This is a genomic window from Intrasporangium sp. Soil_C_50, assembly GCF_057656595.1.
This window is the reverse complement of sequence record NZ_JBDGKB010000013.1, coordinates 12,277-32,587: the sequence shown is the minus strand read 5'-3', so window position 1 is coordinate 32,587 and position 20,311 is coordinate 12,277. Positions and strand designations below refer to the sequence as shown.

Annotated in this window: 19 protein-coding genes and 1 pseudogene; 10 read left to right on the top strand and 10 right to left on the bottom strand. The window is 71.9% G+C overall.

Annotation, left to right across the window (positions count from 1 at the left end; genetic code table 11):
* Positions 1-12: 12 nt before the first annotated feature.
* On the bottom strand, positions 13-1,098 hold the full coding sequence (locus AC3A5R_RS19210) for an adenylate/guanylate cyclase domain-containing protein (RefSeq protein ID WP_487622374.1): 1,086 nt from the start codon (positions 1,096-1,098) through the stop codon (positions 13-15).
* Between the two features lie 16 nt (positions 1,099-1,114).
* Positions 1,115-2,011 carry a biotin--[acetyl-CoA-carboxylase] ligase gene (locus tag AC3A5R_RS19205; protein WP_487622373.1) on the bottom strand — a complete coding sequence of 299 codons (897 nt, stop codon included), beginning with the start codon at positions 2,009-2,011 and terminating at the stop codon, positions 1,115-1,117.
* A 23-nt stretch (positions 2,012-2,034) separates the two neighbouring features.
* Here AC3A5R_RS19205 and AC3A5R_RS19200 point away from each other — a divergent pair, with 23 nt between their 5' ends.
* From AC3A5R_RS19200 to AC3A5R_RS19180, 5 genes are all read left to right on the top strand, one after another.
* Positions 2,035-3,678 (top strand): acyl-CoA carboxylase subunit beta, encoded by a 1,644-nt coding sequence (locus tag AC3A5R_RS19200; RefSeq protein WP_487622372.1) that lies wholly within the window; start codon positions 2,035-2,037, stop codon positions 3,676-3,678.
* Positions 3,675-3,914, top strand: coding sequence for an acyl-CoA carboxylase subunit epsilon (locus tag AC3A5R_RS19195; RefSeq protein ID WP_487622371.1), 240 nt, complete (start codon positions 3,675-3,677; stop codon positions 3,912-3,914). Before AC3A5R_RS19200 ends, AC3A5R_RS19195 begins: the two co-directional genes overlap by 4 nt.
* A 147-nt stretch (positions 3,915-4,061) precedes the next feature.
* The gene (locus tag AC3A5R_RS19190; protein WP_487622370.1) at positions 4,062-5,738 is read left to right on the top strand and encodes a protein kinase domain-containing protein; all 1,677 of its coding nucleotides are present in this window, start codon (positions 4,062-4,064) and stop codon (positions 5,736-5,738) included.
* 53 nt (positions 5,739-5,791) lie between these two features.
* Positions 5,792-7,501, top strand: coding sequence for a DUF885 domain-containing protein (locus AC3A5R_RS19185; protein ID WP_487622369.1), 1,710 nt, complete (start codon positions 5,792-5,794; stop codon positions 7,499-7,501).
* A gap of 322 nt (positions 7,502-7,823) precedes the next feature.
* The gene (locus tag AC3A5R_RS19180; RefSeq protein ID WP_487622368.1) at positions 7,824-8,513 is read left to right on the top strand and encodes a Maf family protein; all 690 of its coding nucleotides are present in this window, start codon (positions 7,824-7,826) and stop codon (positions 8,511-8,513) included.
* Here the strand turns inward: AC3A5R_RS19180 and AC3A5R_RS19175 are convergent.
* The 3 genes from AC3A5R_RS19175 to AC3A5R_RS19165 are packed head-to-tail and all read right to left on the bottom strand — an operon-like array spanning position 8,504 to position 12,511.
* On the bottom strand, positions 8,504-9,811 hold the full coding sequence (locus AC3A5R_RS19175; RefSeq protein WP_487622367.1) for a hypothetical protein: 1,308 nt from the start codon (positions 9,809-9,811) through the stop codon (positions 8,504-8,506). The two genes, AC3A5R_RS19180 and AC3A5R_RS19175, sit on opposite strands and share 10 nt — an antisense overlap.
* Complete coding sequence (locus AC3A5R_RS19170; protein ID WP_487622366.1) at positions 9,765-11,330, bottom strand: acyl-CoA carboxylase subunit beta; 1,566 nt, start codon at positions 11,328-11,330, stop codon at positions 9,765-9,767. Before AC3A5R_RS19170 ends, AC3A5R_RS19175 begins: the two co-directional genes overlap by 47 nt.
* Entirely contained in the window at positions 11,327-12,511 is a 1,185-nt protein-coding gene (locus tag AC3A5R_RS19165) for an acyl-CoA dehydrogenase family protein (protein ID WP_487622365.1), read from the bottom strand. Before AC3A5R_RS19165 ends, AC3A5R_RS19170 begins: the two co-directional genes overlap by 4 nt.
* Before the next feature lie 60 nt (positions 12,512-12,571).
* Between AC3A5R_RS19165 and AC3A5R_RS19160 the strand changes: the two genes are divergently transcribed.
* The 4 genes from AC3A5R_RS19160 to AC3A5R_RS19145 all read left to right on the top strand — a co-directional run bounded on the left by AC3A5R_RS19160 (position 12,572) and on the right by AC3A5R_RS19145 (position 15,192).
* Positions 12,572-12,955: a MerR family transcriptional regulator gene (locus tag AC3A5R_RS19160; RefSeq protein ID WP_487622364.1), complete on the top strand. Its 384-nt coding sequence runs from the start codon at positions 12,572-12,574 to the stop codon at positions 12,953-12,955.
* Between the two features lie 13 nt (positions 12,956-12,968).
* Positions 12,969-13,847, top strand: a complete 879-nt coding sequence (locus tag AC3A5R_RS19155; RefSeq protein WP_487622363.1) for a sulfurtransferase — start codon at positions 12,969-12,971, stop codon at positions 13,845-13,847.
* 31 nt (positions 13,848-13,878) lie between these two features.
* A complete protein-coding gene (locus AC3A5R_RS19150; RefSeq protein WP_487622362.1) occupies positions 13,879-14,334 on the top strand; it encodes a SufE family protein in 456 nt (151 codons plus the stop codon).
* A 216-nt stretch (positions 14,335-14,550) separates the two neighbouring features.
* A complete protein-coding gene (locus tag AC3A5R_RS19145) occupies positions 14,551-15,192 on the top strand; it encodes a helix-turn-helix domain-containing protein (protein ID WP_487622361.1) in 642 nt (213 codons plus the stop codon).
* Here the strand turns inward: AC3A5R_RS19145 and AC3A5R_RS19140 are convergent.
* The 5 genes and pseudogenes from AC3A5R_RS19140 to AC3A5R_RS19120 form a co-directional block, all read right to left on the bottom strand.
* Positions 15,182-15,853, bottom strand: coding sequence for a class I SAM-dependent methyltransferase (locus AC3A5R_RS19140; protein WP_487622360.1), 672 nt, complete (start codon positions 15,851-15,853; stop codon positions 15,182-15,184). The genes AC3A5R_RS19145 and AC3A5R_RS19140 overlap by 11 nt on opposite strands.
* A 2-nt stretch (positions 15,854-15,855) precedes the next feature.
* On the bottom strand, positions 15,856-16,737 hold the full coding sequence (locus AC3A5R_RS19135; protein WP_487622359.1) for a tryptophan 2,3-dioxygenase: 882 nt from the start codon (positions 16,735-16,737) through the stop codon (positions 15,856-15,858).
* Between the two features lie 23 nt (positions 16,738-16,760).
* Positions 16,761-17,270, bottom strand: a complete 510-nt coding sequence (locus AC3A5R_RS19130) for a DUF3806 domain-containing protein (RefSeq protein WP_487622358.1) — start codon at positions 17,268-17,270, stop codon at positions 16,761-16,763.
* A gap of 42 nt (positions 17,271-17,312) precedes the next feature.
* Positions 17,313-17,456 carry a hypothetical protein gene (locus AC3A5R_RS19125; protein WP_487622357.1) on the bottom strand — a complete coding sequence of 48 codons (144 nt, stop codon included), beginning with the start codon at positions 17,454-17,456 and terminating at the stop codon, positions 17,313-17,315.
* A gap of 32 nt (positions 17,457-17,488) precedes the next feature.
* A pseudogene (locus tag AC3A5R_RS19120) lies at positions 17,489-18,331 on the bottom strand (aldo/keto reductase).
* A gap of 118 nt (positions 18,332-18,449) precedes the next feature.
* On the opposite strand from AC3A5R_RS19120, the gene AC3A5R_RS19115 reads away from it, so the two are divergent.
* Positions 18,450-20,237, top strand: coding sequence for an acetyl/propionyl/methylcrotonyl-CoA carboxylase subunit alpha (locus tag AC3A5R_RS19115; RefSeq protein ID WP_487622356.1), 1,788 nt, complete (start codon positions 18,450-18,452; stop codon positions 20,235-20,237).
* The last annotated feature ends 74 nt before the right edge of the window (positions 20,238-20,311 follow it).

Sequence of the window (20,311 nt, the reverse complement as noted above, 5' to 3'; positions counted from 1 at the left end):
GCGAGTCGGTGGTCAGGACGTGCGGCGACCGGTGGCCGGCGCGCGTCGCAGCAGCGACGGCGTCACCGGTCCGACGCCACGCAGGATGCGCCGGCGCTGCCCGGTCAGCTCGAAGCCCGACATCGCCGCGAGCTCACGGGCCAGCGTCGCGTCGACGAGGACGGTGCCGGCCTGGGCGACGGCCGTCAGGCGTGAGGCTCGGTTGACGGTGGTGCCGAAGACGTCGCCGAGGCGGGAGATGATCGGGCCGCGGGCCATGCCGCAGCGCACATCCGGCAGCACGTCGTCCTCGGTCATCGTCTCGACGAGGTCGAGGGCGATCGCGGCGGCCGGCGCGACACCGACGGTCGTGAAGAGCACCTCGTCGCCGACGGTCTTGATGAGGCGGCCGCCATGGGCAGTGATGACGTCGGCCGACAGCGCCTCGAAGCGCGAGACGAGCCGGGCCAGGTCGCGCTCGGACATCCGGCGCACGAGGGCCGTGAAGTTGACGAGGTCGGCGAACCCGACCGAGCGCATCTTCGTCAGCCCGTAGGACTCGGGGTCGGCGTCGGCCAGCATGCGCGACACCGTCGCCGACAGGTGCCGCCGCCACGCGTAGACGAGCAGCGGCTCGAGCCGGTCGGTGAGGGCGGCGAGGCGGCGGGCGGTCTCCTCGGCGGTCTCGATGCCCGGCACGGCGCGCGACTCCCCCGCGTCGTGCTCGTCGTGGGCGTGCGCGGCCGACCACTCGGACTCGACGGCCTCCGCGATCAGCTGGGACTGCCAGCCGGCGAGGCGGTCCGTCGAGCGCGCGAACGCGCGGGTCATCGCGAGCGCCGTGGTCTCGTCGAGCAGACCGTCGCGGACGATGCCGGCCACGGCCGTCAGGGCCCGCTGGTCGGCCTCGGTGAACAGCTCGTCGTCGGTGTCGACGACCGGGAAGCCGAGCGCGTGCCAGAACCGGCGCGCGGACAGCAGCGACACCTCGGCGCCGCGGCTGACGTCGCGGCGGCGCAGCTCGAGCGGCCGGCCGAGCAGCTGCTCGGTGTAGTCGCGGGTGGCCCGCTCGTCGGCGTCCCCGCCGCCCGGGCCCGGCTCCGTCATGGGGCCGATCATGCCAGCACCCTTGCGCTCAGCGTCGTCGCACGTGGACGACGTCGCCGGCGGCGAAGGTGCGCCGCCCCGACGGGGTGTCGACGACGAGGGCACCGGTGTCGTCGACGGCCACCGCGGTGCCCTCGACGGGCTCCCCGACCGGCAGGTGGACGCGGACCACCTGACCCAGCGTCGAGCAGGCCATGCGGTACGCGTCGCGGGCACCGTCCGCGCCGAGGCCGGCCCCGACGCCGGGGACGACGAGGGCCGCGAGCTCGTGGAGGTAGGCGACGACGAGGTCCTCGCGACGCACCCGCACACCGGTGAGCGCCACCGACGTGGCGGTGTCGACGGGCAGCTCGTCGCGGTCCTGGTCGACGTTGACACCGGTGCCGACGACGACGGCCCGCCGCGGTGTCGGGCCCGGCACGTCGACGAGTTCGCAGAGGATGCCGCTGACCTTGCGGTCGCCGTCCTCGGGCAGCAGGACGTCGTTGGGCCACTTGAGCCGGGGCGAGAGTGCGTGCCCCGCCCGCTCGGTCGTCACGGTGATCGCCCGCGCGAGCGCCAGGCCGGCGAGCAGCGGCAGCCAGCCGAGCCCCGACGCGTCCGCTGCGTCGGTCCGGTCCGTCGGGTCCCCGACCGGCACGGCGGCCGAGACCGCGACCGAGGCCCGGTCCGGCACCTCCCACGCGCGCCCGAGGCGTCCGCGCCCGCCCGTCTGGTGGTCGGTGAGCACGACCCACCACAGCGCCCCGTCGGCCGAGGCGAGCCGCGACGCGTCCGGTCCGATGCCCTCGGCGGCCCCGGTCAGCAGCTCGCGCAGGCGGCTGTTGGTCGAGCCGATCGCGGGATGGAACTCGACCCCGCGCCACGGCTGCCCGGACGTGACCAAGGCCGCACCGACGATCTCCGGCTCCAGCGAGTTGCGCACGTATCCAAGGCTAGAGTGCGGCCATGGCAACGGATCACGCCCTGGCAGAGCCGGCCTCGGACACCCCTCCGGACACCGCATCGGGCCCAGACATGACGACGACGGCCGGCAAGCTGGCCGACCTCAGGCGTCGCGTCGCCGAGGTCGCCCACGCCGGGTCCGACCGCGCCGTCGAGAAGCAGCACGCCCGCGGCAAGAAGACGGCCCGCGAGCGCATCGCGATGCTCCTCGACGAGGGCACGTTCATCGAGATGGACAAGTACGCCCGGCACCGCAGCAACAACTTCGGCCAGGAGAAGAACCGGCCCTACGGCGACGGCGTCGTCACCGGCTACGGCACCGTCGACGGGCGCCAGGTCGCGGTCTTCGCCCAGGACTTCACCGTCTTCGGCGGCTCCCTCGGCGAGGTCTTCGGCGAGAAGATCGTCAAGGTCATGGACTTCGCGATGAAGATCGGCTGCCCCGTCATCGGCCTCAACGACTCCGGCGGCGCCCGCATCCAGGAGGGCGTGGTCTCCCTCGGCCTCTACGGCGAGATCTTCCACCGCAACGTCCGGGCCTCCGGCGTCGTCCCGCAGATCAGTCTCGTCATGGGCCCGTGCGCGGGCGGCGCGGTGTACTCCCCCGCCATCACCGACTTCACCGTCATGGTCGACCAGACCTCCCACATGTTCATCACCGGCCCGGACGTCATCAAGACCGTCACCGGCGAGGACGTCGGCTTCGAGGACCTCGGCGGCGCCAAGACGCACAACAGCAAGTCCGGCGTCGCGCACTACATGGGCAGCGACGAGCAGGACGCCATCGACTACGTCAAGGCGCTGCTGTCCTACCTGCCGAGCAACAACATGGAGACCCCGCCCTCGTTCGGCGAGGGCGAGGCCGACCTCGCCGTCACCGACGAGGACCGCTGGCTCGACACGTGCATCCCCGACTCCCCCAACGTCCCCTACGACATGAAGCACGTCATCGAGCACGTCGTCGACGACGGCGACTTCCTCGAGGTGCAGCCGCTCTTCGCGCCGAACATCGTCACCGGCTTCGCCCGCATCGACGGCATGTCGGTCGGCATCGTGGCCAACCAGCCGCTGCAGTTCGCCGGCTGCCTCGACATCGACGCGTCGGAGAAGGCCGCCCGGTTCGTGCGCACCTGCGACTGCTTCAACGTTCCGGTGCTGACCTTCGTCGACGTACCCGGCTTCCTGCCCGGCACGAGCCAGGAGTGGGACGGCATCATCCGCCGCGGCGCCAAGCTCATCTACGCCTACGCCGAGGCCACCGTCCCGAAGATCACCGTCATCACCCGCAAGGCCTACGGCGGCGCGTACGACGTCATGGGCTCCAAGCACCTCGGGGCCGACATCAACCTCGCCTGGCCCACCGGGCAGATCGCCGTCATGGGCGCCCAGGGCGCCGTCAACATCCTCTACCGCAAGGAGCTCGCCGCCACTGCGGCCGAGGGCGGCGACGTCGAGGCCCACCGCGCCGAGCTCGTCGCGCACTACGAGGAGACGCTCGCCAACCCCTACATCGCGGCCGAGCGCGGCTACATCGACACCGTCATCAGCCCGTCGAACACCCGGATGAACGTCACCCGGGCGCTGCGGGCCCTGCGCAACAAGCGCGAGACGCTGCCGCCGAAGAAGCACGGGAACATCCCGCTGTGAGCGCCGACGCACCCGCCGACGCACCCGCCGACACCCCGCGCGAGCCCGCGCTGCGCATCGTCTCGGGCGACCCGACGCCCGAGGAGCTCGCGGCGCTCGTCACCGTGCTGTCGGCGCTCGGTGGCGCGGAGGCCGAGCCGCCCCGACGCCGCTCGCCGTGGAGCGACCCGCGGTGGCGGCTCGTCGGCGCCTCGGCCCGCCGCGACGGGTGGCGCACCAGCGCCCTCCCACGCTGACGCAAACCCCCTCGACACGCCCACCACGCCCCCACGGCGAGGTGGGCGTGTCGCGTACCACCTTGTGCCAGTTGGCGGTTCACGTCACAGCAGTCACACCCGTTTCAGTTGGCCCGGGCGGGGGCCACTCACCTAGGCTGTCTCCTCGTGTCCGTCGACCCAGCCTCCGCCACCCGGCTTGCCGGGCGCTACCGCCTGCGTGAGCTCATTGCCGTCGGAGGCATGGGAGAGGTGCACCTCGCCGTCGACGAACGGCTCGGACGTCGCGTCGCCGTGAAGATCATGTCGCGGGCCGTCTCGGAGTACTCCGACTCGGTCGAGCGGTTCCGGCGCGAGGCCGTCGTCGTCGCCCGGCTCAACCACCCGAACATCGCGCAGGTCTACGACTACGGCGTCGAGGACGGCGCCCACTACATCGTCATGGAGTACGCCGAGGGCTCCGACCTGTCGCGGGTCCTGCGTGAGCGCGGTCCGCTCGAGCCCGCCGAGGCGCTGTCGGTCACGGCTCAGGTCTGCGCGGCCCTCGCCGTCGCCCACCGGGCCGGCGTCGTGCACCGCGACATCAAGCCCGGCAACGTCATCGTCGGCCCCGACGGCTCGGTCAAGGTCACCGACTTCGGCATCGCCCGGGCGCTCGGCCAGACGGCGTTGACCGATGCCGGCACCGTCCTCGGCACGGCCCAGTACCTGCCGCCCGAGCAGGCCCGGGGCGAGTCGGCGACACCCGCCTCCGACCTCTACTCGCTCGGCATCCTGCTCTACCAGATGGTGACCGGCACGCCGCCGTTCACCGGCGACTCGCCCGTGGCCATCGCCATGCGTCACCTCGACGAGCCGGTCCCCGCCCCGAGCGCGGTCGTGCCCGGGCTGCCGAGCGTCGTCGACCGGGTCGTCGCGCGCGCCACGGCCAAGGCCCCCGGCGACCGGTACCGCGACGCCGACGCGATGGCCCGCGCGGTCCGCGCCACCGACACCACCGATGCGTTCCACCCGGCCGACGCGTCCGCCGCCTTCGCGGCGACGCGGGCCCTCCCGATGCCGTCTCCGACGCGTCGGACGGCGGCCGGCACCGACCGCGCCCGCTCCGGCGACACCAGCCGCGTCTCGCGCACCGACCTGCACGCCGGGGCACCCGCCCGACGCCGATCCGCCCTGCTCGTCTGGGGTGCTCTCGCGGCCGTGCTCGCCACGGTGTTCGTCGGCGCCGTCGTCTACGCGCTGACCTCCGGCACCGACGCCCCGGCCACGGCGTCGTCGACGAAGCGGCCCGCGCCCACCGTCGCGACGACGAGCGCGTCCGAGCCGAGCACCGCGCCGCCGACCGAGACGGCCGCGCCGGTCACCACCGAGCCCGCCCCGCAGGACACCGGCGGGGGCGACGGGCAGGACGGCCAGGGCGGCGAGGTCCGGATCCCCGGCGACCTCGTCGGCGGCGACCCCGGCTACGGCACGGCGAAGCTCGAGGAGCTCGGCCTCACGGTCAAGCAGGTGGAGGTGCGCTCCCGGGCCCCCGAGGGCGAGGTGCTCGCGACCTTCCCGCGCGCCGGCCGCTCCGTGCCGAAGGGCAGCGCCGTCGCGGTCGTCGTCAGCAAGGGTGGCAAGGGCAAGGACGGCGACCCGTGGACCGTGCCGAACGGCTTCGTCGGCGAACCGGCCGACGACGTCGAGTCCTGGGTCGACCAGCAGGGCATCAAGGTCGTCCGCCTCGAGCTGCCGGCCGACGCCGACAAGGGCCTCATCGTCGGCACCTACCCGGGTGCGGGCGCCACGACGCGCAGCGGCCAGCTCGTCCTCTTCGTCTCCGAAGGCCACACCTCCGACTGACCGGTCCGGAGATCCGTGGCTCCACCCCGGGGGGCCTGGGATACGTTCGGCGGGTGACCGACACCACCACCAGCACCGGCCCGGCGCCCACGACGCGCCGGGCGACCGACGTCGACCGCATCGCCGAGACCTACTTCGATGCCATGGTCGACCTCAGCCCGATCAGCGCCACCTATCTCGGCGTCCCGGGTCGCGAGAACGATCTCGACGACCTCTCCCCCGCCGGCCACGCGGCCCATTCGCTGCTGCGTCGTCGCACCCTGGACCAGCTCGCCGCGGCGACGCCCGCCGACGACGTCGACCGCGTGACCGTAGCCGCGATGACCGAGCGGCTCGGCGTCGCCGAGGAGCGCTACGCGGCCGGCCTCGACGAGATGTCGCTCAACATCATCGCCTCGCCGCTGCAGTCGGTCCGCGACGTCTTCGACCTCATGCCGACCGACACCCGGGAGCAGTGGCGCACCCTCGCCGAGCGGCTCGGCCGGATCCCGGCCGCCCTGGAGCAGTACCGCGAGTCACTGCTCGCGGCACGGGAGCGCGGCCTGGTGACGCCGCGTCGACAGGTCGTCGCGTGCGCCGAGCAGTCCCGCGACCTCCTCGACGCCGAGGGCTACTTCACCACCGTCGTCGCCACGGCGTCGGTCGGCGAGGAGCCGCTCGACGGCGCCGAGCGCGAGCTGCTCGCGACGAACGCCCGCGCCGCCGCCGACGCCTACGGACAGCTGGCCGACTGGCTCGAGGCCGAGCTGCTCCCCCACGCGCCCGAGGCGGACGCGTGCGGCCGGGAGCGCTACCAGCTCGAGTCGCGCTACTTCCTCGGCGCCACGGTCGACGTCGAGGAGACCTACCGGTGGGGACAGCAGCAGGTCGCCGACCTCCACGCCCAGATGCTCGAGATCGCCGAGGGGCTCGAGCCCGGCGCGAGCGTCGAGCGTGGCGTGGAGATCCTCGACGCCGACGAGCGCTACGTCCTGCACGGCACCGACGCGCTCAAGGCGTGGATGCAGGAGCGCGCCGACGCCGTCATCGCCGACCTCAAGGACGTCCACTTCGACATCCCGGAGCCGGTGCAGCGCATCGAGTGCCTCATCGCCCCGACGCAGACCGGCGGCATCTACTACACCGGGCCGTCGGACGACTTCAGCCGTCCCGGACGCATGTGGTGGTCGGTGCCGAAGGGCAACACCGTCTTCCGCACGTGGACCGAGCTGACGACGGTCCACCACGAGGGGGTCCCGGGCCACCACCTCCAGGTCGCCCAGACGGTCTACCGCTCCGAGCTGCTCAACCGGTGGCGTCGCCTCGAGTCGTGGGTGTCGGGCCACGGCGAGGGCTGGGCCCTCTACGCCGAGCGCCTCATGGCCGACCTCGGCTACATGGACGACCCGGGCAACCGCATGGGCTGGCTCGCCGGGCAGTCGCTGCGGGCCGCCCGCGTCGTCATCGACATCGGCGTGCACTGCGGCTTCGAGGCACCCGCTGAGGTCGGTGGCGGCGAGTGGGACTGGGACAAGGCCTGGACCTACCTGACCCGCTACGGCTTCATGGACGAGAAGGTCCTGCGCTACGAGCTCAACCGGTACCTCGGGTGGCCGGGCCAGGCGCCGAGCTACAAGGTCGGCGAGCGCCTCTGGCTGCAGCTGCGCGACGAGGTCAAGGAGCGCGAGGGCGACGGCTTCGACCTCAAGGCCTTCCACCGTCGTGCGCTCGACGTCGGCGGCGTCGGCCTCGACACGCTGCGCGAGGCAGTTCTCGGCGCCTGACGTCCGGAACGCCCGAAAGGTTGCCCGGGAGCCGGGTCGTTGCAGGTTCGTGCAACGACCCGGCTCCTGACGTGACCCTGCGTCGGCGCCCGGCTACGTTGGCCGGGCGCCGTCGCAGGGGGCGGCGCCGCGTGCCGCGGCCGCGGATGGACCAGCCCAGGGAGGGCCGGTCCGTCCACGGGGGCTCCGCCGCATCGCAACCGGGCCGCTCCTTCGTCGCCGAAGGAGCGGCCCGACGCCGTTCCGACGTCTGTTCCCCGCCTGGTCTTCATCTCCCCGACGTCCACCCGACGCCCGGACGAGCGGCCCGTATGCTGCCCGCATGGCGACCGAACCCCTCCACTCCCCGGCTCAGCCCGCCCGCGTCACCATCGTCCTCGCCTCTGCCTCGCCGGCCCGGCTCGAGACGCTGCGCCGCGCCGGCATCGACCCGGTCGTCGTCGTCAGCGGTGTCGACGAGGACCTCGCCGTCGCCGAGGCCACCGAGCGCTACGGACCGCTCGACCCGGCCGACATCGCGCTGCTGCTCGCCCGGGCCAAGGCCGAGGACGTCGCGGCACGCTCGGACCTGCCGGCGGTCGTGCTCGGCTGCGACTCGGTCCTCGAGCTGGACGGGGAGATGCACGGCAAGCCGGTCGACGCGGCCGAGGCCGTCGCGCGCTGGCGTCGGATGCGGGGGCGCTCCGGGGTGCTGCACACCGGGCACTGGCTCGTCGACGACCACGAGGACGGCGGGGCGACGCTCGGGGCGACGGCGTCGACGACCGTGCACTTCGCTCGCCTGTCCGACGAGGAGATCGAGGCCTACGTCGCGACGGGCGAGCCACTGACGGTCGCGGGCGCCTTCACCATCGACGGCCTCGGGGGAGCCTTCGTCACAGCCGTCGAGGGCGACCACCACAACGTCGTCGGCCTGTCCCTGCCGCTGCTGCGCGAGCTGCTGGCCGATGCCGGCATCGACTGGTTCGACGTCGTGGGCGTGGCCGGCGCCGGGGCGGCCGGTCAGGGGTAGAGGTCGTCGGTGAGGTTCTCGATGACGAGGTAGTTCTCGGTCCACCACCACATCTGGGCGAGGCCGGCGACGACGATGAGGCCGAGGACCCAGTACCGGTACCGCGCGATCCGGGGCAGCTTGAGGAACCACGCGATGACGAGCGTCATCGGGAAGGCGAGCATCGCGTAGCGGATCCGGCTCGGGGTCGTGCTGGTGACGAGGAGGATGTAGGCCGGGTAGGCGCCGGCCCAGCCCCAGATCTCCGGGCCCCACCGCCACGAGTGGCGCGAGAGCATGAACCACGTGAATGCCGCGACCCCGACGACGCCGAGCACCTGGCCGAAGACGCCCCAGTAGTCGTAGAGCAGGTTCCACCAGAGGTAGAGCTTGACCTTGGTCTGGATGTTCCAGGCCAGCATGGTCTGGTTGTAGGCGTCGGGCGTCTCGGTGGCGATCGACACGATCGTCGGCCACAGCCAGGTCAGGGCGGCCGCGTAGGCGGCGAGCGCGGCCATGAGCCACCGGAAGCGCAGCGGGTGCGCCCCCTCGTCCTTCTTCCACCAGCGCACGGCGGCGTGCGCGAGGATGACCGGCACCATCGCGATGACGACGTTGCGGCTCAGCGACAGCACGAGCAGCGACACGACGACCCAGGCGTACTGGCGGCGGCGCAGGAGCCACAGCGTCAGCGTGACGCCGAGCAGGGCGGTCGACTCGGTGTAGGACGCGGAGAACGCGGGAGAGGCGATGTAGAAGCACGTCGCGACGACGGCGACGATGGCCTCCCAGCGGCCGACGACCTCGTCGATGAGCTTGAAGAGCATGTGCATGGCGACGAAGCCGATGAGCGTCGAGAGCACCGGCGCGACGAGGACGAACGGCAGGCCGGTCACCTTCATGATCAGCCCGGCGGTCATCGGGAACACCGGGAAGAACGCCCACGGGTTCATGTCGATGCCGCCCCAGCCGGCTCGCGGGAGCACGGCCGGGTAGCCGTGCTCGGCGATGACGCGGTACCACTGGCCGTCCCAGTTCGTCATCGCGACGAGGTAGCCGGGGTCGGCCGGGGACGGGTAGAAGATGCGGATGTTCTGGGTGCCGATCGGCAGCGGGATCTGGTAGCGGGCCAGGTAGGTGCCCGCGCCGAGCACGAAGACCCGCGACAGCGCGTAGACGGCGAACGGGAACCAGACCGGGAAACGTCGCCAGAACGGCAGGCGCGCCTCGCTCACCCGGTCGGGGTGCTCGAGGCGGTGACCGAGGCGCGACTCAGACCGGCGGGACGGAGCGTCGGCGGTCGCTGAAGTGACGGTCACGCCGGGAAGCATAGGCCAGACGGTGGGTCAGCTCCGAGCGCAGTTCGGCCGCCTCGATGACGGCGTCGACGACGAGGTCGGCGGCGAGCCGCTCGATGTCGACGTCCTCCTCGTACTCCCGGCGCCGCTCGGCGACGAACGCGTCGCGGGCCTCCGCTCCCTGCTGCTGCTCGATCTCCGCGATCTTGTTCGCGTAGACGGCGTTGACGGCCGCCTCCGGGCCCATGACCGCGATGCGGGCGGTCGGCAGGGCGATCGTCGCGTCGGGCCCGAAGCCGGGGCCGCCCATGGCGTAGAGGCCCGCGCCGTACGCCTTGCGGACGACGACGCAGAACTGGGGCACGGTCGCCGAGGAGACGGCGCTGACCATCTTCGCGCCGTGGCGGATGATCCCGCCGCGCTCGACCTCGGAGCCGATCATGAAGCCGGGCACGTCGGCGAGGTAGACGAGTGGGATGTTGAACGCGTCGCAGAGCCAGATGAAGCGGGCGGCCTTGTCGGCGCTGTCGGTGAAGAGGACGCCGCCCTTGACGAGCGAGTTGTTGGCGACGATGCCGACGGTCTCGCCGCTGACGCGGCCGAACCCGATGACGAGCTCGCCTGCCCAGAGCGGCTTCAGCTCGAAGAACGAGTCGTCGTCCACGAGTCCGTCGATGACGTCGTGGATGTCGAAGGGCACCGACTCACGCTCGGGCACCGTCTGCTCGGTGAGCGGTTCGGACGGTTCCTCGGGGTGGTAGGTCGGCGGGGTGTCCCGCCAGCTGCCGGGCACGTACGAGAAGTAGAGCTTGGCCAGCTCGATGGCCTCGACGTCGTCGTGGGCGAGCAGGTCGCCCACCCCGGAGACGCTGCAGTGCATCCGCGCCCCGCCCATCTCCTCGAGGCTGACCCTCTCCCCCACGACCATCTCGGCCATGCGGGGGCTGCCGAGGTACATGGAGGCGTTGCCCTCGACCATGATGATGAGGTCGCAGAAGCTGGGGATGTAGGCCCCGCCGGCCGCGCTCGGGCCGAAAAGGCAGCAGATCTGGGGCACCTTGCCCGACAGCGCCACCTGGTTGTGGAAGATGCGACCGGCGCCGCGACGGCCCGGGAACATCTCGACCTGGTCGGTGATGCGGGCCCCGGCCGAGTCGACGAACCAGAAGACCGGCAGCTCCTCGCGCAGGGCCATCTCCGTCGCCCGCACGATCTTCTCGACGGTGCGCGCGCCCCACGAGCCGGCCTTCACGGTGGGGTCGTTGGCGATGACGATCGCGGGCCGCCCGTCGACCGTGCCGCGTCCGGTGACGACGCCGTCGGCGGGCAGGCCCGGCTGGAGGGCGTTGGCGTACCGGCCGTCCTCGACGAAGCTGCCCTCGTCGAAGAGCAGCGCGATGCGGTCGCGGACGTAGATCTTGCCCTGGCTGTCGAGCTTGGCCTTGGCCTTCTCCGGCGGCAGCGCGGATGCCGCGTGGGCGGCCGCGAGACGCCGCCGGACGTCGCCGACGCGCGGGTCGGGGGCGTGGTGGCCGCTCATGCGGGCAGGCCCAGTCCTCGGGCGATGAGCATCCGCTGCACCTCGGAGGTGCCCTCGCCGATCTCGAGGATCTTCGCGTCGCGGTAGAACCGGGCGACGGGGAACTCCTCCATGAAGCCGTTGCCGCCGAAGACCTGCGTCGCGATGCGGGTCGCGGTCACGGCGGCCTCGGTGGCGTAGAGCTTGGCGATGGCCGCGGCGTGCTTGACCTCCTTGACCGAGCGACGGCCCTCGTGCAGCTCGTCCTTGAGCCAGGCGGCCTTGTAGGTCAGGGTGCGCGCGGCCTCCACGCTGACGGCGAGGTCGGCGATCTGGAAGGAGACGCCCTGGTTGGCACCGATCGGCCTGCCGAAGGCGGTGCGCGTCTTCGCGTAGTCCGTGGCGAGCTCGAGGCAGGCCTGGGCGCAGCCGACGGCGAGGGAGGCGATGGCGATGCGGCCGTCGTCGAGGGTCTTGAGGAACTGCTTGAAGCCCTCTCCCTCGGCGCCGAGCAGGTTCGAGGCGGGCACCCGGCAGTCCTCGAAGGTGAGGCCGTGGGTGTCGGAGACGTGCCAACCGAGCTTGTGGTAGGCCGGTTCGACGATGAAGCCGGGCGTGCCGGCGGGCACCATGATCGCGGAGATCTGCGCCGAGCCGTCCTCGTTCGTGCCGGTGCGGGCCGTCACGGTGACGACCGAGGTGATGTCGGTACCGGAGTTCGTGATGAAGGACTTGGCGCCGTTGACGACCCACTCGTCGCCGTCACGTGCGGCCCGGGTGCGGGTCGCGCCGGCGTCGGACCCGGCCTCCGGCTCGGTGAGGCCGAAGCCGGCGAGCGCCCGGCCGGCCACGAGGTCGGGAAGGAAGCGGTGCTTCTGCTCGTCGTCGCCGTAGGTGAGGATCGGGTTGATGCCGAGCCCGACGCCTGCCGAGAGCGTGATGCCGATCGACTGGTCGACGCGACCGAGCTCCTCGATGGCGACGCAGAGGCTCGTGAAGTCGCCCTGACCCGGGGCGGCGCTTCCGCCGTACTCCTCGGTCACGACGAGACCGAAGAGACCGAGGTCGCCCATCTTCGGGACGAGGTCGGTCGGGAAGTGCGACGCCGCGTCCCACTTGGCGATGTTCGGGGCGACCTCCTTCTCGGCGAAGTCGCGGACGACCTGTCGGAAGTCCTCGTGCTCCGGGCTCAGCTCGAACATCGGTGTTCTCCTTGTGGGATGTGCTTGACGCTTACGTAAACGTAAAGCACGATCGGGGGCATGACAAGTGCGCCGACGTGGACCATCGCCGAGGTCGCGGAGGAGTTCGGGGTCACCCACCGCACCGTCCGCCACTACGAGGACCTCGGGCTCATCTCTCCCGAGCGTCGGGGCACCCAGCGCGTCTACCACCGCCGCGACCGCACCCGCCTCAACCTCATCCTGCGGGGCAAGCGCCTCGGGTTCCCGCTCGAGCAGATCCGCACGATCATCGACCTCTTCGACGCCCCACGCGGGCGGCGCACCCAGCTCGAGTACGTCCTGGGCGAGATCGACGAGCGGCGCGCCGACCTCGAGCAGCGGCTCCGCGACGTCCAGGACGCCATCGCCGAGCTCGGCGAGTTCGAGCGCCGGTGCCGTGAGGACCTCGACAAGCTCGCGTGACACGATGGAGCGCATGAGCGCTGCAGACACGAAGTTCTCCGCGTACGCGCACCCCGAGCGGCTCGTCACCACCGACTGGCTGGCCGAGCAGATCTCCGCCGGTGCGGTGGGGTCCCCAGGCGGGATCGCCCTGCTCGAGTCCGACGAGGACGTCCTGCTCTACGACACCGGCCACATTCCCGGCGCCCTGAAGATCGACTGGCACCTCGACCTCAACGACCCGGTGACGCGGGACTACGTCGACGGTGCCCGGTTCGCCGAGGTCCTCGGCGCCCGCGGCATCGCGCGCGACACGACGGTGGTCATCTACGGCGACAAGAGCAACTGGTGGGCGGCCTACGCGCTGTGGGTCTTCAGCCTCTTCGGGCACGAGGACGTCCGGCTCCTCGACGGCGGCCGGGCGAAGTGGATCGCCGAGGGCCGCGAGCTCACCCGCGAGGTGGCGACCCCGACCGCGGCCGAGTACCCCGTCGCCGACCGCGACGACGCCCCCATCCGCGCCTTCAAGGACGACGTCCTCGCCCACCTCGGCCAGCCCCTCGTCGACGTCCGGTCCCCCGGCGAGTACTCGGGCGAGCTGCTCCACATGCCCGACTACCCCCAGGAGGGCGCGATGCGCGGCGGCCACATCCCTGGCGCGCGGTCGGTGCCCTGGGCGCGCGCGGCCAACGAGGACGGCACGTTCAAGACGCGCGAGGACCTCGAGGCGATCTACCTGACCGAGCAGGGACTCGCGCCCGGCGATGACGTCGTGGCCTACTGCCGCATCGGCGAGCGTTCGTCGCACACGTGGTTCGTCCTGACGCACCTGCTCGGGTTCGAGTCGGTCCGCAACTACGACGGCTCCTGGACCGAGTGGGGCAACGCCGTCCGCGTCCCCATCGAGAAGTGACCCCGGCCGTCACCCGAAGGCAGCGATCCCGATGACCGACACCCCCCTCCCCACGTCCCTGGCCGAGATCGCCGAGGACTTCCGCGAGGCCTCGAACGACCTCAAGCTTCAGCTCCTCCTCGAGTTCAGCGACGAGCTGCCCGGCCTGCCCGAGCGCTACGTCGGCCACCTCGACCAGCTCGAACGCGTCGACGAGTGCCAGTCGCCGCTGTTCCTGAACGTCGAGGTCGCCGACGGTCAGTCGCTGCAGGACCGCACGGTGCACCTGTTCTTCGACGCGCCGGCCGAGGCCCCGACGACCCGCGGGTTCGCCGGCATCCTCCACGAGGGCCTCGACGGCCTCTCCGCCGCCGAGGTGCTCGCGGTGCCCGACGACGCCCCGATGCGCTTCGGCCTCGCCGAGGCGGTCTCGCCCCTCCGGATGCGCGGCATGGTCGCCATGCTCGGCCGCATCAAGCGCCAGGTCCGCGCCAAGACCACCACCTGACAACTCGACGACCCGGAGACCCACGCTCTCCACCACACCCCTTACGTCACTGCTCACTCTCACTGAGCACTGACGTAGGAACAGACCCCGCCCCGCTCCGGCGACACCCCGCCCACCCCTACGTCACTGCTCACTCTCACTGAGCACTGACCAAGAGAGTGGCAGTGGTCCTGGTGCCGGACGGGCGCTGTCGGCGCTCCGTGACAGCGTCTGCCCATGGATGTCCCACCCGCATCGTCGCTGGCCAGCCCGACTGAGGTCGGGCGCATGACAGCCCGTGTGCGGCGCCTGGCGGACCTGAGCCAACGAGAACTTGCCGTACGCGTGGGCCTCGCTCCCGCCTCGGTTGCACGAGTCGAGTCCGGCAAGGGGCTACCGAGCCTGTCCACGCTGTGCCGCATCGTCGAGGTGGCCGGTCTGCGCCTGGCGGTTCTCGACGCCGACGGGCACGAGATCGTGCCGGTGTCTGACGATGCCGTTCGCGACAACCAGGGTCGGCGGTTCCCAGCGCATCTCGATGTCGCCCCGCCGGACGAGGTGCCGTACGAGCGGTGGGCCTATCCCCGGTACGACCGGCCGGCCGCTCGCGGGTGGTACCAGTTGCGGCCGGCGCGCGACCGGGACGCGGCCGAGAGGGTCGGCGGTCGTCCGGACGAGCACCCCACCGAGGGTGAGCTCGAGACGCGGGTGCGGCTCATGGCGGGTCCACAGCCCCGCGTGTCAGCCGTCCCCGTGCCTCCAGCGGAGTGCGAGTGCCTCGACGAGTGCTTCGAGACATGGTGCGTCGACGCGTGTGCGTGCCGGTGCGAACCTCCGCCGGCCTCGGAGTGGGACCGACGCCGCCTGCTCAGCGGCTGAGTCGAGGCGCCATGAAGACGGCATGCCAGAGTTCGGGCCGCGGCGACCCGATGCCCTCGAGGACGAGACGGTCGCCGGCCAATGAGCGCAGGGTGGCCGCGCTCAGGGCGAAGGGCGGCCCGTCCGTGGCATCGACGTCGCCATCCGCGCGGAACGCCACGGCGAAGAGCGTCCCGCCCGGCGCGACGAACCCGGTGATGCTCGGGATCGCTTGCGACCGTGGCGGATCGGGCATTGCCTGGATCGTGAAGATCTCGACGACGAGGTCGAACGCGCCCGCCCACTCGGCCGGCGGCGAGAGCAGGTCGGCGACGCGGTAGTCCACGACCGACTCGAGGTGCCGCGACCGCGCCGTCGCCACCGCGTTCGGCGACAGGTCGAAGGCCGTCGTCGCGAAGCCCAGCGAGGCCAGGTACTCCGCGTCCGCGCCGAGACCGCAGCCGACGACCAGGGCTCGCAGACCGTCGCCGCGGAGCCCGCCATCAGGCAGTCCCTCGGCCCAGTCGCTCAGCAGCGGGTGCGGGGCGTCACGGTCCCACGGCATCGAGATGCTTCCGGCCACGCCCTCGCCGTACAGCCGGTCGAACCATGCGTTCGGCTCACCGCTCGCGTACGCCTCCGCGGCGAGCACGCCGGCCCGCTCGTCCCAGTCCCTGCCCATGGTCAGCCCCCGATCCGGGTCCGGACCTCGTAGAGCTCCGGGAAGAACGTCAGGTCGAGCGCGCGACGCAGGAAGTCGACACCGCTCGAACCGCCCGTGCCGACCTTCTGCCCGATGGTGCGCTGGACGACCTGCAGGTGGCGGAAGCGCCACTGCTGGAAGTTGTCCTCGAGGTCGACGAGCTCCTCGCAGGTCTCGTACACACCCCAGTGGTCGTGCGGCGCCGCGTACACCTCTGCGAAGACGTCGACGAGGCCCGGGTCGTGCCGGTAGGGCTGGCTCCAGTCGCGGTCGAGGAGGGTGCCCGGCACCGCGTACCCGCGCCGGGACAGGTAGGCCAGGAAGGTGTCGTAGAGGCTCGGCTCACGGAGCAGCGCGTCGAGCGCCTCTCGCGCCGACGCGTCGTGCGAGAAGACCGCCACCATGTCGGCGTTCTTGTTGCCGAGCAGGAACTCGACCTCCCGGTACTGCGCCGACTGGAAGCCGGAGCTCGTGGCGAGGAAGGGGCGGATCTGCGCGTACTCGCTGGGTGTCAGGGTCGCGAGCACCGACCACTGGTCGGTCAGGGTGTGCTGGATGTGCTTGACGCGAGCCAGTCGCTTGAGCGCCGGAGCGAGCTCGTCGGATGCGAGCAGGCCTCGGGCAGAACGCAGCTCGTGGATCATCAGCTTGAGCCACAGCTCTGACGTCTGGTGCTGGATGATGAACAGCAGCTCGTCGTGCTGGGGCGGGTCGCTCAGCGGCTGCTGCGCGCTGAGCAGGGTGTCCAGTCGGAGGTACTCCCCGTAGGACATCCGTCGCGTGAAGTCACGCTCGATCCCCTGCTCCAGCTCGCGCTTGCTACGCGGGTCCATTGCACCGGTTCCACCGACGGCCTCGTCCATGCCCGCGATCCTAGGGGGCGGGTTCAGCGCACCCTCGGCCGCAGCCGGACCAGGTGCGATACGACACCCGGGATCCACCCGGTCTCCCCGCGCATCCACCGCGCGCCGACGAGGTTGTGCGGCACGACGACGGTGTCGGCCCGGGCCGCCACGAGGCCGAGGTCGGTGCCGAACACGTCCGTGACGACCGCCCAGTCGCGGGCGCTGTGCCGGGTCAGGTGCTCACCGATCGCTATGGCGAACGTGTCGACGATGACGTCAGACCCGCCACCTGCCGCGGGGTCGGCCTGCACTGCGCGGAACTGCTCGTCGAAGTTCGAACCGATGGAGTCGAGGTCGTCGACGTCGACGCCGATTGCCGCTGCACGCTCGAGGCCCGACGCGATCCGTGCGCGTTCCTCGTCGTCAAGGGGTCGACTCTCGGGGCGCCCCGACGCGGTGGGCACGAGGGAGTCGTCGGACTCGGGTCCCTCGTCGACGTCCACGGGCTCGGCGACGGACTCGGAGCTCTTGCGGCGCGAGAACAGACCCATGCCGCCAACGTACTGCGGTCCGGGAGAGCAGCCCAGCCCCGCTCAGCGCGAGAGATGCGCCCGGGTCTCCTGCGCCTGCGACCCCGCCCGGCGCGGCTCGGCAGGCCCCCACGACGCCTGGCGCACCGCGGCGCCCAGACCGACGACGACGCCCTCCCCGGCCGCCAAGTCCTCCGTGCCGTCCATGCCCGCACAGTAGTGACGGGCACGGGCGTCCGTCAGCCGAACGTGTCGGGGTCCGGGCCGGTGCGCGTGCCGCGGTCGAGACCGGCCAGCGCGTCGAGGTCGTCGCCGTCGAGGGCGAAGTCGAAGACGCGGGCGTTCTCCTCGATGCGCTCCGGCGTGACCGACCGGGTCAGCACGACGTTGCCGAGCTCGACGTGCCACCGGAGCACGACGCGGGCCGGGGACACGTCGTACCGCTGCGCGACGCCGGTGACGACCGGGTCCTCGAGGAGCCCGGCGCGGACGGCGAGCGGGCTCCACGCCTCGGTGACGATGCCGTGCTCGCCGTGGAAGGCCCGCAGCTCGCGCTGCTGCAGCTACGGGCTCAGCTCGACCTGGTTGATCGAGGGCAGCACGCCCGTCTCGTCGAGGAGACGCTGCAGGTGCGGCACCTGGAAGTTGCAGACGCCGACCGATCGGACGCGGCCCTCCTGCTGCAGCTCGAGCAGCGTGCGCCACGCCTCGACGTAGCGGTCCTGCTTCGGCGCCGGCCAGTGGATGAGGTAGAGGTCGAGCACGTCGAGGCCGAGCCGGCCCATCGACGCCTCGAACGCGCTGCGCACGTCACCGTGGTCGTCGTTCCACACCTTCGTCGTGACGAAGACGTCGTCGCGCGGAAGGTCGGAGGCGGCGAGGACACGGCCGATGCCCTCCTCGTTGCCGTAGATCCGTGCCGTGTCGAGGTGGCGGTAGCCGACCTCCAGCGCACGGCCCGCGGCGGCGTCGACCTCGGCGTCCGGCACCTCCCACACGCCGAAGCCGAGCTGGGGCACGGCGAGGCCGGGGGTGCTGGCGTGGCCGAGGGGCAGGGTGGGGACGTCGTGGTGTGTCGTCATGCCTCACACGCTAGGACGAGGGCCGTGGCAGCGATGTGCTGGACCTCACGGCGAGACGGCCGGGAATAACACCGGTGGCCCGGAAGTTGGGCCGCGCCGAGCCGCTAGAGTCCGGACCATGGCTCCCATCAGCAAGGTCCTCATCGCCAACCGGGGTGAGATTGCCGTCCGAATCGCCCGCGCCTGCAAGGACTCCGGCATCGCCTCGGTCGCCGTGTACGCCGACCCGGACCGCGACGCCCTGCACGTCAAGGTGGCCGACGAGGCGTTCGCGCTCGGTGGCTCGACCCCGGGTGAGAGCTACCTGCTGCAGGACAAGCTGCTCGACGTCGCACGCCAGGCTGGCGCCGACGCCGTCCACCCCGGCTACGGGTTCCTCGCCGAGAACGCCGACTTCGCGAAGAAGGTCATCGACGCCGGGCTGACCTGGATCGGCCCCGGCCCCGAGGCCATCGACGCCCTCGGCGACAAGGTCAAGGCGCGCCACATCGCCACGAAGGCCGGCGCCCCCCTCGTTCCCGGCACCAAGGACCCGGTCGCCGACGCCGACGAGGTCGTCGCGTTCGCGCAGGAGCACGGCCTGCCGGTCGCCATCAAGGCCGCCTATGGCGGCGGCGGGCGCGGCCTCAAGGTCGCCCGCACCATCGAGGAGATCCCGCACCTGTACGAGTCCGCGGTCCGCGAGGCCGTCACGGCCTTCGGCCGTGGCGAGTGCTTCGTCGAGCGGTTCCTCGACCACCCCCGCCACGTCGAGACCCAGTGCCTGGCCGACCGGCACGGCAACGTCGTCATCGTCTCGACGCGCGACTGCTCCCTGCAGCGCCGCAACCAGAAGCTCGTCGAGGAGGCGCCGGCGCCCTTCCTCACCGAGGAGCAGCACACCGAGCTGCTCCGCGCGTCCAAGGCCATCCTCAAGGAGGCCGGCTACGTCGGCGCCGGCACGTGCGAGTTCCTCGTCGGGCCGCAGGGCGACATCAGCTTCCTGGAGGTCAACACCCGCCTGCAGGTCGAGCACCCGGTCTCCGAGGAGGTCACCGGCATCGACCTGGTCCGCGAGCAGTTCCGCATCGCGAACGGCGAGCGCCTCGACTACGGCGACCCCGAGCCGCACGCCCACTCGATCGAGTTCCGCATCAACGGCGAGGACGCCGGCCGCGGCTTCCTGCCCGCACCCGGCACCGTGACCCGCATGGTCGTACCGCACGGCCCGGGCGTGCGCTGGGACGCCGGCATCGTCGAGGGCGACACCGTCGCCGGCGCCTTCGACTCGATGATCGCCAAGCTCATCGTCACCGGGCGCGACCGCACCCAGGCCCTCGAGCGGGCCCGTCGCGCCCTCGGCGAGCTCGAGATCGACGGCATGCCGACCGTGACCCCGTTCCACCGCGCCGTCGTGGCCGACCCGGCGTTCGCGCCGGCCGACCCTGCCGAGAAGTTCACGATCCACACGCGATGGATCGAGACCGAGTTCGACAACCAGATCCCCGCCTACGCCGGCGCCGCTGCCGACGCACCGGAGGCCGAGGAGCGCCACACCGTCGTCGTCGAGGTCGGCGGACGCCGGCTCGAGGTGTCCCTGCCCGGTGGCCTCGCCATCGGCAACGGCGCCGGCCCGGGCGCTGGCGGGAGGAAGAAGGCGCCGAAGCGCTCCGGCGGGTCCAAGGGTGGCGCGGCCGTCTCCGGAGACTCGCTCACCGCACCGATGCAGGGCACGATCGTCAAGATCGCCGTCGAGGACGGTGCGAGCGTCGCCGCCGGCGACCTCGTCGTCGTCCTCGAGGCGATGAAGATGGAGCAGCCGATCACGGCGCACAAGGACGGCGTCGTCAGCGGCCTCACCGCGGCCGTCGGCGAGACCGTCACCTCCGGCGCCGTCCTCGCCGAGATCAAGGACGCCGCGGGCTGAACCTGCGCGACGAAAGGGCCGTCACCCCGGTTCGCGTGACGGCCCTTCGCGCGTCGAGGTGGCGTTGTCGGCGT